This window comes from Bacillus sp. PSXD-155, from assembly GCF_049310765.1.
GTDB lineage: Bacteria > Bacillota > Bacilli > Bacillales > Bacillaceae_G > Bacillus_A > Bacillus_A cereus.
Map to the genome: position 1 here is coordinate 1 of NZ_JBMOWC010000041.1, position 15,248 is coordinate 15,248.

The window sequence follows — 15,248 nt, forward strand, 5'->3', positions numbered from 1 at the left end:
CTGGTCCTACTGGAGATACTGGTCCTACCGGTGCAACTGGTCCTACTGGAGATACCGGTCCTACTGGAGATACTGGTCCTACTGGAGATACCGGTCCTACTGGAGATACTGGTCCTACTGGAGATACCGGTCCTACTGGAGATACTGGTCCTACTGGAGATACCGGTCCTACCGGTGCAACTGGTCCTACTGGAGATACCGGTCCTACTGGAGATACTGGTCCTACTGGAGATACCGGTCCTACTGGAGATACTGGTCCTACCGGTGCAACTGGTCCTACTGGAGATACCGGTCCTACTGGAGATACTGGTCCTACTGGTGCAACTGGTCCTACTGGAGATACTGGTCCTACTGGAGATACCGGTCCTACTGGAGATACTGGTCCTACTGGAGATACTGGTCCTACTGGTGCAACTGGTCCTACTGGAGATACTGGTCCTACTGGACCGTGATTAACAGCCGTCAATCGTATTTATGTAGCAACTACTAATGATGATACTGTATCTGTGATTGATGGTGTAACAAATAGTGTGATCGCTACAATTCCATTCGGAAATGAGCCAGGAAGAATATGAGTCAATTCAACACTTCAAATTCGAAATAACAGCTCCTTTACCAACCAAAATATTGTAACCTGTGCTAGCGGTGTAAATGCTATAGAATTAACCATCCCTAAATTAAACTAATAAAAATAACCCTTCGAATACAGTTTTTATTACCCCATAAATGAAAAACCGTACTGTTCTTTTACTCAAACAGTACGGTTTCTCTTTTATTCTTCATATATTTACTCCATACCTTACTTAACTCTATATTCCGCCACTTGACTACCTTACTATCAATAGTTTCAATTTCATATTCACTGTCAACCATTAATTTAATTAACTTCCCAATCTTTAATTCTAGGATTTGTATAAAGAATATTTCCCGTCTAATACATCCATTTTATTATCCATCATTCCAGACCCTTGAAATTCCCACAAATATTTTTAAATCTCAATATCCATTATAACTTCTAAAGAAAACTTTTTAGGTCAAGTAGCATATCATACTAGATAAGGATATATTTCACAAAAATTTAAAAGGAGGACTCTTTATTAATACAACTTTAATTTCTCATTTTTATAACGAAGAGTATCTGCTTCCGTGGTGGTTAATGCACCACACAAAACTATTTGATCATGGCATTCTTATTAATCGTGGGTCTACTGATCGTTCGGTTGAAATATGTAAATTATTTGCACCTCATTGGGAAATCCGTGATTCAAAAGTATTAGAATTTGATGCCGTATTAGTTGATCAAGAAGTAATGAACATAGAAAAAGAAATTACGGGATGGAAAATGGTGTTAAATACCACTGAATTCCTTTGCTGTGTTGATAAGGAAGCCTTTTTCTCATCTCTTGCTACTTTAGGGCAAAACATGTATTCCATTAGGACTATTCTGATGGTGGATGACCCTACTCACGGTTATACGAATCCGAGATACGGAATTCCCCTTGTCAAACAGCGTTATCATGGGATGATAATCCAACCTAATCCACCTGCCCCTTACTATGGTGGTAGATTACTCCACAATTATTCGCATGGTAACTATTGGGCAGGGCGGCATTGGTCACCTCACCCATTTATCGTTTACATGTATCCTGCTTTCATTTTAAAATTCTTTTACAGTCCATGGAATACAGCTATGAAAAACCGAAAATTACAAATTGGTCCTACTCTTTCTAAACATAGCATCCAGCATGGCTTAGGCACTCATCACCTGGCAACACTTGATAAATTAGAAAAAAATTATATACACTTTACAACCTCAACTACTGATCTTCGATTAATCCCGGAATATCAAGTTTTATTTCCAGATGTATGTTTTTCTAACTATTAATACATCTAAAAAGAACATTTTGAAACTTTCCATACAGACAAAAGTCACCTCGCCTTTACAAATCATCGTATTACTGGAATTATCCAAATAACGATTTTGTCATAAAACTGCCCCTACCTAAACAACATGCATACAATATCATGTGTATTCTTTTCAATATAAGTTTTGGTCAGAGAGTGCCTTGGAAAGCACTCTTTTTAAATTCCACTTTCATGTGTTCACGATTTTATGAGGTGGACATATATTAACAAGACAAGATATAGATTATATATAGTGGTACACAAAAAACTTTGTAACAGAACTGCTCCAGTGCTATAAAAAACACAAAATTTCCGTTCAGGAGGTACTTTAAAACCTTAGGTTGATGGATGTGGTCGTACCCCACATCCATCAACCTAAGAAAAGCAAATACCCCAAAACGAAAATTTTATATTTCTACAGTTATTTATAAGAATTCAGCTCATTTTTTTGTTTTGGGGAAGAATGTATTTCTTAACTTGATGGCGATGGACGAGATCCCCTCTAGCTGGATTTCTTATTTTTTGTCAGATATTTTAATGTATGTTCTAAACATCTGACAAAATACCATTGACAGTTTATTAATCTATAAAGCATTATTAATAATGAAAATCATTATTGAACTTATCGGGGGACTTACTATGCGTACATATTTAAAGACGACACTTACTTTATTGTCGGCTCTTTTCTTAGTGTTCATAGCTGCTTGTGGTAGCAATGAAGTGTCAAAAGAAAAAACAGAGTCAAAATCAAACAAAGAACAAGGTTATACAGTTAAACATGCTATGGGTGAAACAAAGATCACAAAAAATCCTAAACGCGTTGTTGTTTTAACTAACGAAGGAACAGAAGCGATTTTATCCATGGGAGTAAAGCCTGTTGGTGCTGTGAAATCTTGGCTAGGAGATCCATGGTACGATCATATTAAAAGCGATATGAAAGCCGTGGAAGTTGTAGGGGTTGAACATGAAGTCAACTTAGAGAAAATTGCATCTTTGAAACCTGATTTAATTATTGGTAATAAGGTACGCCAAGAAAAGGTGTACGATAAATTAAGCGCAATTGCTCCAACAGTATTTTCAGATACACTAGGAGGCGATTGGAAGGAAAACTTTAAATTATATGCAAAAGCTTTAAATCGTGAAGAAGAAGGCAACAAAGTATTAAGTAAATTTGATGCACACCTAGAAGCTGTAAAACAAAAATTAGGTGATAAAGTAAATCAAGAAGTTTCTGTTGTCCGTTTCATGGCTGGAGCCTCTCGTATTTATTACACAGATTCTTTTTCAGGAGTTATTTTTGATCAATTAGGCTTTAAACGTGTGAAACAGCAAAAAGAGCTTTTTACTGCTAACAGTAAATTTGGCAACCTAGCTATAGATGTAGGAAAAGAAATGATTCCTAAGATGGATGGAGATGTTCTTTTTTACTTTACATATGCTCCAGAAAATGATCAAAAAGCTTTAGATAAAGCAAAAGAAATGACAAGCGATCCTCTTTGGAAAAATCTAAATGCTGTTAAAAATGGAAATGCACATGAAGTTAGTGATGCAGTTTGGAATACTGCTGGTGGTGTAATTGCAGCTAACAAAATGTTAGATGAACTTGAGAAAATTTTGCTTAGCAAATAAGGTTTCAAATTCTTAATCTTTTTATATTAAGGCCGGGGAGTATAAAAATATTTTCCGGCTTTTACTATTTTTTAATGGAGTAGCACCATACTCCCCATGCCCATCAAGCTAAGATCTTGAAGGTACCCCAAAACGAAAAATTTACTTATCTGCATCAGCTCATTTTATACATCTAGCGGTTTATTCTTTGGTAGTTGTTGTACTTCTGTTTGAATATAAATAAAGTAAGTCCCATTTATCCAAAAACACCCCTGATTTCCATTATGTATAGGAAATTAGGGGTGTTTTTCAGTATATAAAACTTCAACATTATTAATAAGTCTTCTTTTAAAATATAGATGGTTAAACAGATGAAAAACTTCGATTGTTATATTGTCCCTTATTTCTTAAATAAAGGTGCTATTTTATCAATTTGATTTGTCCAAATTCCACCTGTATAATCGTCAGGAAGGCGTTTTATATCTTCAGAATAGCGAGAAACAGAATAATGACTGCGCTAAGTGAAAAGACCACATTACCAATCTGGTCTATGGTCCCTGTGGCCCCAATGACTGGTTCTTCGATGAAGCTGTGCCATGCGTAAGTCAGGAGTGCTCCTGCTGCTAGGGCTAACTCGTGTATATTCCCCCAACCTTTGCGCCGTGACCAATGCAAGAATAAGATCGTCATCACGGCGAACAGTAATATCCAGAAAACGACACCCCCCCAGGCATTGTACTCACGGACAATCATAAATAAACTTGAGGCTATCAGAGAAACTACACCGATTACCCAAGGATTTGGTGCATCTCCTCTTACAAAAGTGCTTGGAACATGGCCAATGCTGACAGCAATGATAAACACTAAGAAAATAGCAATGAGTGTACTGATTAATTGTGTTGGAGTAGCGAGAAAATGTCCTTGTGCATACGAACCATAAAAGGTGAAGATCATTCCAGCTACGAATAACAGGCTAGTTATGAATATTCCAATCTTTCCTAACCAGGGTGTTGTTTTTCGGTTAGGTATAAAGGATTCAATGAGTGCAATAGGCACACTAGTACTCCAAACTGTGTGTAATGTAAGGACGAACAAAGTCCACCAAGCGCTTATCCCTAGTTCCGGGATAGGTGCATTACTCAGAAGATTGGCATTTGCATACGAAGGATTAAAGAGAGATTGTGTGATTAATCCTTCTTCTAAGATTCCATACGCTAACCCCATTAAGATCATTGTGGGCCATCCGTAACCTCTACGCCTGGTAATCTCCCGAATGAGAATCGACCCACAGCCATACATCAACGCAAGAAAAGGCAATGCTGCTATTGCGCTAATTGAAATGTTTCCTAGCAAATACTCTGCAACGAGCGGTGATAAGAAGAATAGCCCGAGTGTTAGAGTAATTCGTCTACCCTTTGTTAGAGGCTTAATGGAAACAGATTTAGAATTTATATCCATCTTGTTATCCACCTTCATAACTTAGTTGTAAATCCGCATTTTCCTGATGCTTCTCCATATACCCTTGTAAAGTGCGCATACGGTTCCCGTCCCTTTTATAATCGTTTCATAATTTAATTGTAATACTGTATCTTATATGTATTTCGAAACTAATGCATCTATACCCCCAATCTATAGAAAGTGTTATCCCTAAGGTACAAAGGTCTTCCCCATATATTAGATAAGAATTGGATGGTGAATAGTTTTTATTTTATATTTTTTTATTAATAAAATTTTCAAAATATGAGTTTGACTTGTTATTAGATTATTATTTTTTATAAAATAGTTTTCTCATTATTCACAATTTTCCCTATACCATTAGATACGTGTTTACTTCTTGTCCTAATCGGGTCAAAAAAGAAGGAATTCTTTTCTTTGCTCTTGAAGAGAAATATGTTCATTTGATTAGATACGAGAATCAGATGTATCATTTTTGCAACATGGAAGGTTATAGAATTATACGGTAAAGAGGAGTATTAATACCAGGGCATTCAATAGTTATGCGCTGATAAGGAGGAAACTAATGAAAAAGATCACTTTTAACGATTTGAACTCACAGGAAACTATGCGCAATCCCATTAAGTTCTATAAAAACCTCATCAAGCAACAAGAGCGTTTCTTTCATATTGATGACTTTTATGGTATGGGAGGAGCATGGGTCGTATTGCAATATGATGATGTTGTTTCTATACTGAAAGACCCGCGTTTTCTCAAAGATTTACGGAAATTCACACCGCCCCATGATAAGCAGAAGTCCATTAAGGAGAATACACCTGTGAGTAAACTGTTTGAATGGATAATGAATATGCCAAATATGCTTACGGTAGATCCTCCTGATCATACGCGCCTACGTCGGCTAGTCTCTAAATCCTTTACACCACGTATGATCGAAGAACTTCGTCCCCGTATTCAGCAAATTTCTGACGAATTAATAGCTGCTGTGCAGAAACAAGGAAAGATGGAAATTATTGCAGACTTTGCTTACCCACTACCCATTATTGTCATTTCAGAGATGCTCGGAATTCCCGCCACTGATCGAAACCAGTTTCGCAAATGGACACAAGAACTCATGAACGCCTCTGTGGACCCTAGTCAGGGGACTGCAGTTACTGCAACACTTGAAAAGTTTATTCATTACATCGAAGTATTGCTGAACGAAAAGCGCCTAAATCCTGGTGACGATTTGATAAGTGCTCTAGTTCAATCAAAAGAGCAAGAAGACAAGTTGAGTAAGAACGAGCTTCTTTCGACAATTTGGTTGCTCATTATTGCTGGACATGAAACGACAGTCAATTTAATCGGTAATGGCGTACTGGCGTTAATTCAACATCCCGAACAAATGGATTTACTAAGGCAGGACCCTTCCCTGCTTCCTTCTGCCATCGACGAGCTATTACGTTTTGCTGGTCCAGTTATGTTTAGTAGCCGTTTTGCTGGTGAAGATATGACAATACATGGAAAGAAGATTCGCAAAGGCGAATTAATTCTGCTCTCTCTGACTGCCGCGAATATTGATCCAAAGGAATTTACTTATCCAGAGGCATTGAATATTTCACGGGAGGAGAATAATCATTTAGCCTTTGGGACTGGTATACATCACTGTTTGGGAGCTCCGCTGGCGCGTCTAGAAGGACAAATTGCATTAGGCACTTTGTTACAGCGGTTTCCTAATCTTCGCCTGGCAATCGAACCGGATCAACTAATTTATAGCCATAGTAAAATTCGTTCTCTCGCAAATCTACCAGTGGTTTTTTAATCTATAATGCGACATTAATAAGGAAACGTGTCGTGCAAATAACTATTTTGTTAAAATTTTTTCACATTTAAACCGGACAAGCATATGTTATTGTATTGAGACCCTCTATGCATAGGAATCTACCTTTCTAATCTAAGAACATTGTTATGTGCGTGCTCTTAGATTTTTTATTATGAAATAACAGTATTATTTTTAATATTATTTCAAAGGATTTATTCTCTCAGAGAGCATAAAAACCACGTATAAATCATTATTCAGAAACAGGCATAATAAAAAGAAGAAAAAACATCCTACAAAATGTTTTTTCTTCTTTAATAATCTGGTTGATCACTACATTTTTTCTAATATTCCTTGTCTCTCATACCACTTAGACATTTTTTCAACTGCATTTGCAGATAGCCGCTTGGTTTCTCTGTTACAAAATCTAGATAATGTAGGTGCCGATATTCTTATTTCTTTTGCTAATTCTCGTATAGACTTATTATCAACTTTGCGTTGTTTAAGTATTTTCTCTCGAACAGCCTCTTCATCAAATCTATTAAGCTCTTCACTATTTTTTTTCGGAGGCATATTAACAACATCCTTAGCCCTTTCAAAATACTCTACAGATGCTTCAGTATTATTTTCTAACTCTAGTGTTTTTTTCTTAGGTAAATTATACATAGACTTAATTAATTCTTCCGGTGGAAGTATAGTAATATTTAAATTCACCCAATAATCTTTAAACCAATTCTTCTTATTAAAACGTTCTTCATCTAATGATACTGTATACTCCCACTTAGAAATTACGTTCTCTTTTTCTAAATCAGTAAGAACATTCTCTAGGTGTTCTCTAATCCGACTCGGTTTCCAAGTGAGCGGGATTGCCATAACAGCTAATAAGCCTTTATCTCCCCCAATGGAGTATGGTCGCTTCAAAGTTGAATATATTTGTCGTATTCTCCATTGCCATGTTAGATAACGAATTAAACGTTTATGATACTTATGTCGATAACTATTATACTCAAGTGCCTTTTTAGATAACAATGCTGTGGTATTATTTGAACCATATAAATAACTTGTTAAAAAACTCCCTGGTTTAATACGGCAAGATTCAATGCCCATATATTCATTTGTTGTATTGTGTCTCCATAATACAACTGAATCCAATACAAATAACCGTTTGACAACTTCTCTCTTTACTTTATATTTTTCATCATGTTCATTTTCTTCATTTAAGACTACTACTTCATTATCATCATTTAAATAAATGAAGATACTTGCTAGTGCTGCAATACGCTTAGCAACCTTTATTTTATCTTCAGGTCTGTAGTACTCTCCTTTACTTACTTTCTTTTTTGGTACATTGCACATATCCAATACTTGCTCATATGAAAATTCTATGAATTCATCTGGGGATTTTGCTTGTGCTAGCCACTGGATGGTAATGGAGTCCAATACATCAGCTGTCAGATCATCCATATTACTCATTACATCATTCACCAAAGTATTCCAACGAGATGCTTCATCATCTTTAATAAGCTTTAAATCTTCATCTTTGTGAGAAGAGAGCTGAGCTATTGCATTACTTTCCTTTGTTTCGATAGGGTAAGATTTTACACCCATACCTGCGTCTTCTTCAAAGTGATTTTTAGAGATTCCATCACGTAATTTAAAATAAACTGCGGAATTATTAACTTCAAAATATTCTTTATCAACTGGTTCATCCGTTTCATCCTCATTTACGTCTCCCTGGATGATTGTTCCATCATTAAACTTATTAGCATTCTTAAACTCGTCTTCTAATACCTTTTCAATAGTTGCATGAATTTCATCTTTATACTCTTTTAACTTAATACCAATTTGTAACGAAGTAATTCCTTCTTCATTCTTTTTACTCAACCATGATACTAATGCCGAAAAAGATGGGGAAACATATTGAGAAGTCACGACCTTAGTATTATCTTTTTCTATATCTGAACTATAGGCAGTCCATTTGTTCCAAACTACTTTATTATTTCCATATAAGGGCTCAGATATTAATAATGCATCCGTAAACAGTTGTGTTAATCTCTCCACATTTTCACTCCTTCCGTAATTTTCTTTCAAACAAACATTTAATCTAATACATATATGTAAACAATTATTTTTTCCACTTTAGTTATATTCAAGCAGTACTGACACGATTTTTCTTTATTTACAACATAAAATAACATTAATTATACATTAGTTTTCCATAGGTCTTCAATCAATCTAATGAATTAAGAGATGAAACACTTTTTACCATATAGTGAACCTTCACTATAAATATGAAACATTTTTATCTAATCGTTCCCATATTCTCATAAAATGTTCATTTGAATAGAATTTATACCGCATATACACTAAATTCTTTACTATTTATTTGAAAGAAATTTGCCATACCCTTAACCTAAACCCGAAAAAATAAGACATCAATTAATTTTATTAATTTAAATACGTAATACAAAAATTTTTCCAATACCTTATAAACCCATAGATATCAACAGTTCACCTTTATTTTAATACATAAAACCTTTAAATTTTAACAAATTGTTTTTACCATATCCTTGACCTAAATACATATATGAAACAGCCATAAACCCTTATGTACCAATGTTTCACCTTATTCCCCCGATAATTTCATTATATATTAAACATGAAACACTTTTGCCATATCCTTGACCTTATAAAAGTCAAAACATGAAACACCTTTTACCATATCCTCGACCTTAAAGCTATTACATTTTCTCCTATAACCCTTTCTATAAAGGGATTTACAGTATCTTTCCCTAATGAACGACCTATGATTAAAACATGAAACACTTTTGCCATATCCTTGACCTAAAATTAGAAACAATTCTCCTTAACCCTCTATATATCAACAATCTTCCCGTGTTTCATTATTGTGTTTATACAATTAGGACATGAAACGTTTTTTACCATATCCTTAACACAAATTTTTTTCCATAGATTCTCCGATCCCTTATAATCATTGGGTTTATAACGTGTTTCATGTTTTAAAAATTCCTCTTAAAGGGGCACGTTTCAACAATTTTCATTTTGCTATAATCAAAATTGGTATATTTTATAGTATTTTGGCATATATTTCTGAATTTGTAGAACGGAGGTGAAAAAGATGGGGAAATCATTTGTAATAAGAAATCAACGTAGCTTAAATGGGGAAACAACCAATGCTGTGCTAGTAACCATAAAATCTTGGCAAAAATTTGTGGAAACATTTGAGGAGAAATACTACAGCTATAAAGATACATATTTAGAAGATATTCTGCAGCACATGACATACGAAGAACGTATTGCTGACGTAGAAGGCTTTGTCGAAAAAGCCAAACCATCTTTTTCACGTCGCGCAATGTCTGCAATTGCAGAAAAAACCGGACGAAAACATAAATTATACGGTATTACGAATGCAGATCTTGAAGTATTCTTGTACCTACATAAAAAATGTTATACAAATGGGGTCATTCCAAATGTAACAATACATATGATGTGGGAAGATTACAAGCAATACAAAGAAGAATTTGCTTATATCCAACATTCTCAATTCTATATTGCTTTAAAGAAATTAAGCTTACATAACATAATCTCTATTGAAAATGGCTTAGATGGCCGATATACAATCAAACTGACTCATTTTATGAATGAGGAAACAGAAAAAGCAAATCCGTACGTATATATTAGTCCTGTTGTATTTACAAAGGATTTCTTTAAGCTATCTGTAGCGGCTAAGAAACTATTCTTAGACATTGCGATGCAACAACATACAGAAACAACATTAAAGCGTTCTTTGGACAAGCAGGACGAAAGAGGAAACAAAACTCACTTTGGCGGGATGTATCGTTTCTTACATAAAAAATATCCACATCAAATTCGTGCGGTTATCGAGGAATTAACAACTGCATTACCATGTACGGGGAATCCCCTATTCAAAATTTGCAAAATGCAAAAAGGTGTAAAGCATACAAAACGATATACGACATTATATCTGTCTATCCATTCAGACTTCTTATGTTCGAAAGAAGCTGGAGAAGAACAACATAGGGATCCATTTACACCAAAAGCTACCTATGCTCGAAAAGCGAAATTTATCGAAGCAGTCCTACAAGAGATGAATATCGGTGAATTGTCTGCAGACATGAATAAATTCATTCATGTATTAAAGCATACTTGTCATCGTCAAATCCGCAGTGTAATTCGTGGACTCCGTGACATGATTGATCGAAAAGAAGGGTATCCAACGAAAATTGTATATACATTGAAGAAACTATTACATCAAACATCTCAATATCAAATTCTCGATACAGCAGCAAAAGAAGGTATCTACCCTCTTATTGCGCAACATATACCAAAAGAGAGAAATAGTGACCGTGAACAAGCTGTCTTTAATTTCGGTTTACATTATTCTATGTACTCTCATCACAACATTAAGAAGATGTTTAAGAATGTGCATGCACTACTGAAGCAGAAGTTTGCGGTACCAGTGACGGAAGAGTCTTATCACCGTAATTATCTAAAATACCAGGAAGAAACGTTATTTAGAAAATATGCATATGATCAGGGTGTTAATCTCCATGCATATATCGCTTTAGAAATTGAAATGCGTGAAAAACTAAAAGTTCGTGGTCATAAAGAACGCACGATTCCAAGTGATGTTCGTGAATGGTTTATCGAGGCAATTGATAAGCTGCCACAAGAAAAACTTCGTGTTATTGAACTACCAAAGCAGTTTAATTTACTAGAGTTTATGCGTATCTTCGAACGTTTAGTACGTGCTGGTGTAACAATAACAGCTCCAGATCAGGTGCTAAACGCAATGGAAATAAAATAATAGTAATGAGCTCTCTATTTTTGAAAAAATCGAAAGTAGAGGGCTATTCGTGTTTGTTTCATTCATACTCCTTTTCTACTACTCTATTTATAAATACAAAATCAGCAGGACTTCATGTAAAATGAAGTCTTTTTTTATGCACTTCTATACAAATTCTCTTCTAGCACTATATAACTCTCCACATAGTGCTAAGGCGTATTCTTCTAATTTAATAAAACCTATCTCATAATACCTACAAAAAATCAAAAATAAAATTTAAAAAATAGTGGATATGAGGACAAATATACTCGATTGTGAATAATATTTCCTCAATACTCTTGATAATAATAGTGTCGTTCATTTTATCTAATAAAAATCATCAATAATAATGTGAGTTATGTGTAAAGAGTGAGTAATGTTAACAAATAGTAGCTTTATTGGGATAAACTGTGGATATTTTTTCGATGAATACTACTCCATTTACCAAAATAATGAAAATTAGCCCTGTTTACATGCTTGAATAAATATAATGTGATTTGTATCAATTTCTTTCCGATTTCATGTAGAAACATATAATTTTCTTTCTGTTTTTTTGTAGAATTGAAAGTCTAATAATCCTTGAATCTACGGAGACATTTTCTACAATTTATGATTTTTTATGTTCTTATATTAAATTTTCCCTTGTGGGAGTAGATCTTTCCCCTATTTTTGATAACCTATAATAGTTTTATCTTTATTTCTTTTTAATATATAAGATATATAATTATAATAGATTTTTAATACAGCTAGTATGATTGTTAATAAGATGTCCGACCTAATTGAAAATATTTGTAAATTACGTTATAATAATGGAAAATAAACATATCATTACCCACATACTAAAGGACAAACCTACGTATCCCTACCAGGGCGAGGTTTGTCCTTTTTTCATTTTAGTAAACAATTCATATTTGGAGGATTAAACATGACTGTACTTAAAGATACGACTTACTTAGATATAGATACCTATAACGAGATTAGATTTTTCAAAGGAATATTTTGGGGATTAGTTTTTGTAATTCCTTTTTGGAGTATTATGATAACCCTATTTATTTTACTTTATAGATAATAATCAACATCTTCAAAATGCAAAGGGTTGTTTGTCCGTTTGCGTTTTGGAGATGGCAGCAACCGTGCGTAGCAAAGGGCGGTAGCAGGTCTTTCACTTATTTTCTGTTATAATAATTCCTAAGAAATTAGGTGATTATAATGAGCGAAAACATTAATTTAGAAGAAACATTAGCAGCCTTTTCTGCTTATTTAACAGAAAAAGGGCGGAAACAATCCACGATTAAACGTTATGCTTACGATACTAAAGACTTTTATAAGTGGTTAAGAGCGAATGAGAAACTTCTACATATCAAATCATGGAGTGAACTTTCTGAAGCGGACTATCAGACGTATTTCTCTGAGTTAGAAGACAAGCGTAAATATTCTCAGAAAACAAGACACAGAATATGGGTGGTTTTAAAGAAGGTACACATGTTTTTAGGTATAGTTAGTCCATTGGATGACATTAATCTCTCTTTAATTCCGGATCAATCACTAAATGATAATGATTTTATTACTGAAATAGAAGAAAAGCTTTTAAAACAAACTGTTCTATCAACAAAGGGGTTAACGGAAAGACAAGCTAAATATCGCCCTCTTATTATGGATAGAAACGTTTGTATTATAACTTTAGTATTAAACTATGGGTTGTCCTTGCAAGAGCTTGTATCGCTTAATATGAGCCATATACAGTTTGCTAGAAATATCTTAATGGTACCTGGGGAAAATGGAACAACTAGGTCTGTCTCTTTAACTATGGAAGATACTCAGCAGCTTTACAAGTATTATACGACTATTCCGGAACCCGTAAGGCCTCGACAACACACAAATAACCCCCTATTTGTAGCATTTGATTTTAATCGAGGTACGTATCGATGGGTGTACGAAAAGGATGCGCCAAAAGCATTGTCTGAAGTTGCTATACAAAAGATGATACGACTTGAAGTGAAACGTGCGGAGTTAAATAGGCGTATTTCTGCACAGCAAATGAGGAACACATTTATTCTCCGTCTTATTAGGCAAGGCTTAACTGAAGATGAGTTGGTAAGCAGGACGGGGTTTAAAACTAAGATATCCTTGAAACGGTATTATCAATACCTGAAAAAAAACACCGTATAAGGTGTTTTTTTCAGGTATTGATTTTAAGAAGAAAAAACATCGCTATATTTTCTGACTTCAGGTAGCTTATGATTAATAATATAGCTTTTCCATTCTTTTAAAGCTTCTTGGGAAAGGTCATTGTAATATTTATATGTATAAGCAACTAAACCAGCAAAACTAGAAATTTGTGAAAAGCCTTTTAAAGTCGAAATATTTACTGTTTCTGAAGTGATAGTTTTTAAATATTCATTATAAAAACTAATTAACATAGAACATTCATTTTCTAAAAAAACATTAGGTATATTTTCCATGCAATCACGCAAAGTATCTACAGCTATTGCAAAGATATCGTCTGTCCCATAATAAAATATATTGAGCAAAGCATCTTTTATCGATTCTTTATCAACTATTAAATCTTGATATTCTATCAAAATTAAATAATTATAAAGTGTATTTGCTATGACCCTAACCTTTTCGACATCTTTTGATTTTAAATTGTTCACTATATTTTCCAATTTGTACCCAGTATTGATATTAAGCCTTTCTAAATAAGGGACTAAAGGTAAAAGTAAGTTTGGCCTTTTTTTATCAATTTCTTTAAAAATACCTTTTAATTTCGTATAATCTACATCTCTTAAAGATGTAATAGGGACAATTCCTAAAAAGTTTTTCTCTAAAAATGAAACTAGCCTTTTCAAATAATCTGTCACAGCTAAAGCATCGGGTTCCTTATTTATACTTCTAAGTAGTCCTTCTTTTTGGGATTCCCAATACACATAAAGTTTACTAAGCCATTTTATATATAATTCAGCGTTAAGAGTATGGGAGTGTTTGTAGATTGAGAATGCATAAGATAGTTTATTAAAGTAATTATAAAATGCAGTAGTATTAAAATAACTTTGATCAACAGGATCATAAAAGATAGGAATTTCATTATCAAGAAAAATTGATATTTCCTCTTCACTAAGTCCTAAGCGTGAATTTATAATTTCATTGAAAATTTCTTCATAGATGAAATCGCTCTTTCCTAGACGTCTATTACTTGGGAGCCCTTGGAGAAGTTCAATAAATATACTTTGATTTGTTACAGTTAGACTACCTGTTCTTTGAAGAAAGGTCATTCTAATTAATGCTCCCTCTCGTATACTTTGATCCTCACTACTCCCTAATTGATTTAACAGTTTTAAAACTATATTTTCAGATACTTTTAAGTTAGAAATATAGTTTTGATTAGGAACGTCAACTAAGAATGGATCAAAGAAATTACTTGTATACATATATTCCTCTGGGTGCCATTGACTATGTATATCTGTTTCTATTAATTGTTTATAAAATATTTTTTTCTCTTTTTGATTCTTATCAAATAGTGCTCTTCTTATGAAATTTTTTAAGAACTTATGGTACTTTATATAATTTATTTTATTATCCATAAAGTTAATAACTTTTAAATCTATATCCAATTTTCTA

Annotated in this window: 11 protein-coding genes and 1 pseudogene; 8 read left to right on the plus strand and 4 right to left on the minus strand. The window is 33.9% G+C overall.

The window, feature by feature from the left end; genetic code table 11:
• The 4 genes from ACO6VI_RS26180 to ACO6VI_RS26195 all read left to right on the plus strand — a co-directional run.
• Positions 1-452, plus strand: a 452-nt coding sequence (locus tag ACO6VI_RS26180) for a hypothetical protein (RefSeq protein WP_422424448.1), incomplete at its 5' end; no start/stop codon positions are given.
• A 54-nt stretch (positions 453-506) separates the two neighbouring features.
• Positions 507-575 carry a hypothetical protein gene (locus ACO6VI_RS26185; protein WP_254916590.1) on the plus strand — a complete coding sequence of 23 codons (69 nt, stop codon included), beginning with the start codon at positions 507-509 and terminating at the stop codon, positions 573-575.
• Positions 576-1,156: 581 nt separating this feature from the next.
• Positions 1,157-1,885, plus strand: a complete 729-nt coding sequence (locus tag ACO6VI_RS26190; RefSeq protein WP_422424450.1) for a glycosyltransferase family 2 protein — start codon at positions 1,157-1,159, stop codon at positions 1,883-1,885.
• A 659-nt stretch (positions 1,886-2,544) separates the two neighbouring features.
• Positions 2,545-3,534, plus strand: a complete 990-nt coding sequence (locus ACO6VI_RS26195) for an ABC transporter substrate-binding protein (protein ID WP_422424451.1) — start codon at positions 2,545-2,547, stop codon at positions 3,532-3,534.
• Between the two features lie 379 nt (positions 3,535-3,913).
• Here the strand turns inward: ACO6VI_RS26195 and ACO6VI_RS26200 are convergent.
• Positions 3,914-4,003, minus strand: a pseudogene (locus ACO6VI_RS26200) (glycerophosphodiester phosphodiesterase); the annotation flags it as partial.
• The gene (locus ACO6VI_RS26205) at positions 3,991-4,971 is read right to left on the minus strand and encodes a hypothetical protein (protein ID WP_422424453.1); all 981 of its coding nucleotides are present in this window, start codon (positions 4,969-4,971) and stop codon (positions 3,991-3,993) included. The pseudogene ACO6VI_RS26200 and the gene ACO6VI_RS26205, both read right to left, overlap by 13 nt.
• A 562-nt stretch (positions 4,972-5,533) precedes the next feature.
• On the opposite strand from ACO6VI_RS26205, the gene ACO6VI_RS26210 reads away from it, so the two are divergent.
• Positions 5,534-6,766 (plus strand): cytochrome P450 family protein, encoded by a 1,233-nt coding sequence (locus tag ACO6VI_RS26210; protein WP_422424455.1) that lies wholly within the window; start codon positions 5,534-5,536, stop codon positions 6,764-6,766.
• A 330-nt stretch (positions 6,767-7,096) separates the two neighbouring features.
• On the opposite strand, the gene ACO6VI_RS26215 is transcribed toward ACO6VI_RS26210, so the two are convergent.
• Positions 7,097-8,824, minus strand: a complete 1,728-nt coding sequence (locus ACO6VI_RS26215) for a helix-turn-helix domain-containing protein (RefSeq protein WP_046945572.1) — start codon at positions 8,822-8,824, stop codon at positions 7,097-7,099.
• A gap of 1,078 nt (positions 8,825-9,902) precedes the next feature.
• On the opposite strand from ACO6VI_RS26215, the gene ACO6VI_RS26220 reads away from it, so the two are divergent.
• The 3 genes from ACO6VI_RS26220 to ACO6VI_RS26230 all read left to right on the plus strand — a co-directional run bounded on the left by ACO6VI_RS26220 (position 9,903) and on the right by ACO6VI_RS26230 (position 13,799).
• Positions 9,903-11,612, plus strand: a complete 1,710-nt coding sequence (locus ACO6VI_RS26220) for a hypothetical protein (protein WP_422424457.1) — start codon at positions 9,903-9,905, stop codon at positions 11,610-11,612.
• A 943-nt stretch (positions 11,613-12,555) separates the two neighbouring features.
• Positions 12,556-12,699 carry a hypothetical protein gene (locus ACO6VI_RS26225; RefSeq protein ID WP_000217298.1) on the plus strand — a complete coding sequence of 48 codons (144 nt, stop codon included), beginning with the start codon at positions 12,556-12,558 and terminating at the stop codon, positions 12,697-12,699.
• Positions 12,700-12,839: 140 nt separating this feature from the next.
• On the plus strand, positions 12,840-13,799 hold the full coding sequence (locus tag ACO6VI_RS26230) for a tyrosine-type recombinase/integrase (protein WP_422424459.1): 960 nt from the start codon (positions 12,840-12,842) through the stop codon (positions 13,797-13,799).
• A gap of 23 nt (positions 13,800-13,822) precedes the next feature.
• Here ACO6VI_RS26230 and ACO6VI_RS26235 read toward each other — a convergent pair.
• Positions 13,823-15,248, minus strand: a 1,426-nt coding sequence (locus ACO6VI_RS26235; RefSeq protein ID WP_422424461.1) for a hypothetical protein, incomplete at its 5' end; no start/stop codon positions are given.

Bases quoted from the DNA above. Each gene is read 5' to 3' on its own strand.
- ACO6VI_RS26225 (WP_000217298.1), top strand. From the start codon at position 12,556: ATGACTGTACTTAAAGATACGACTTACTTAGATATAGATACCTATAAC.
- ACO6VI_RS26195 (WP_422424451.1), top strand. From the start codon at position 2,545: ATGCGTACATATTTAAAGACGACACTTACTTTATTGTCGGCTCTTTTC.
- ACO6VI_RS26205 (WP_422424453.1), bottom strand. From the start codon at position 4,971: ATGGATATAAATTCTAAATCTGTTTCCATTAAGCCTCTAACAAAGGGT.
- ACO6VI_RS26220 (WP_422424457.1), top strand. From the start codon at position 9,903: ATGGGGAAATCATTTGTAATAAGAAATCAACGTAGCTTAAATGGGGAA.
- ACO6VI_RS26190 (WP_422424450.1), top strand. From the start codon at position 1,157: ATGCACCACACAAAACTATTTGATCATGGCATTCTTATTAATCGTGGG.
- ACO6VI_RS26230 (WP_422424459.1), top strand. From the start codon at position 12,840: ATGAGCGAAAACATTAATTTAGAAGAAACATTAGCAGCCTTTTCTGCT.
- ACO6VI_RS26210 (WP_422424455.1), top strand. From the start codon at position 5,534: ATGAAAAAGATCACTTTTAACGATTTGAACTCACAGGAAACTATGCGC.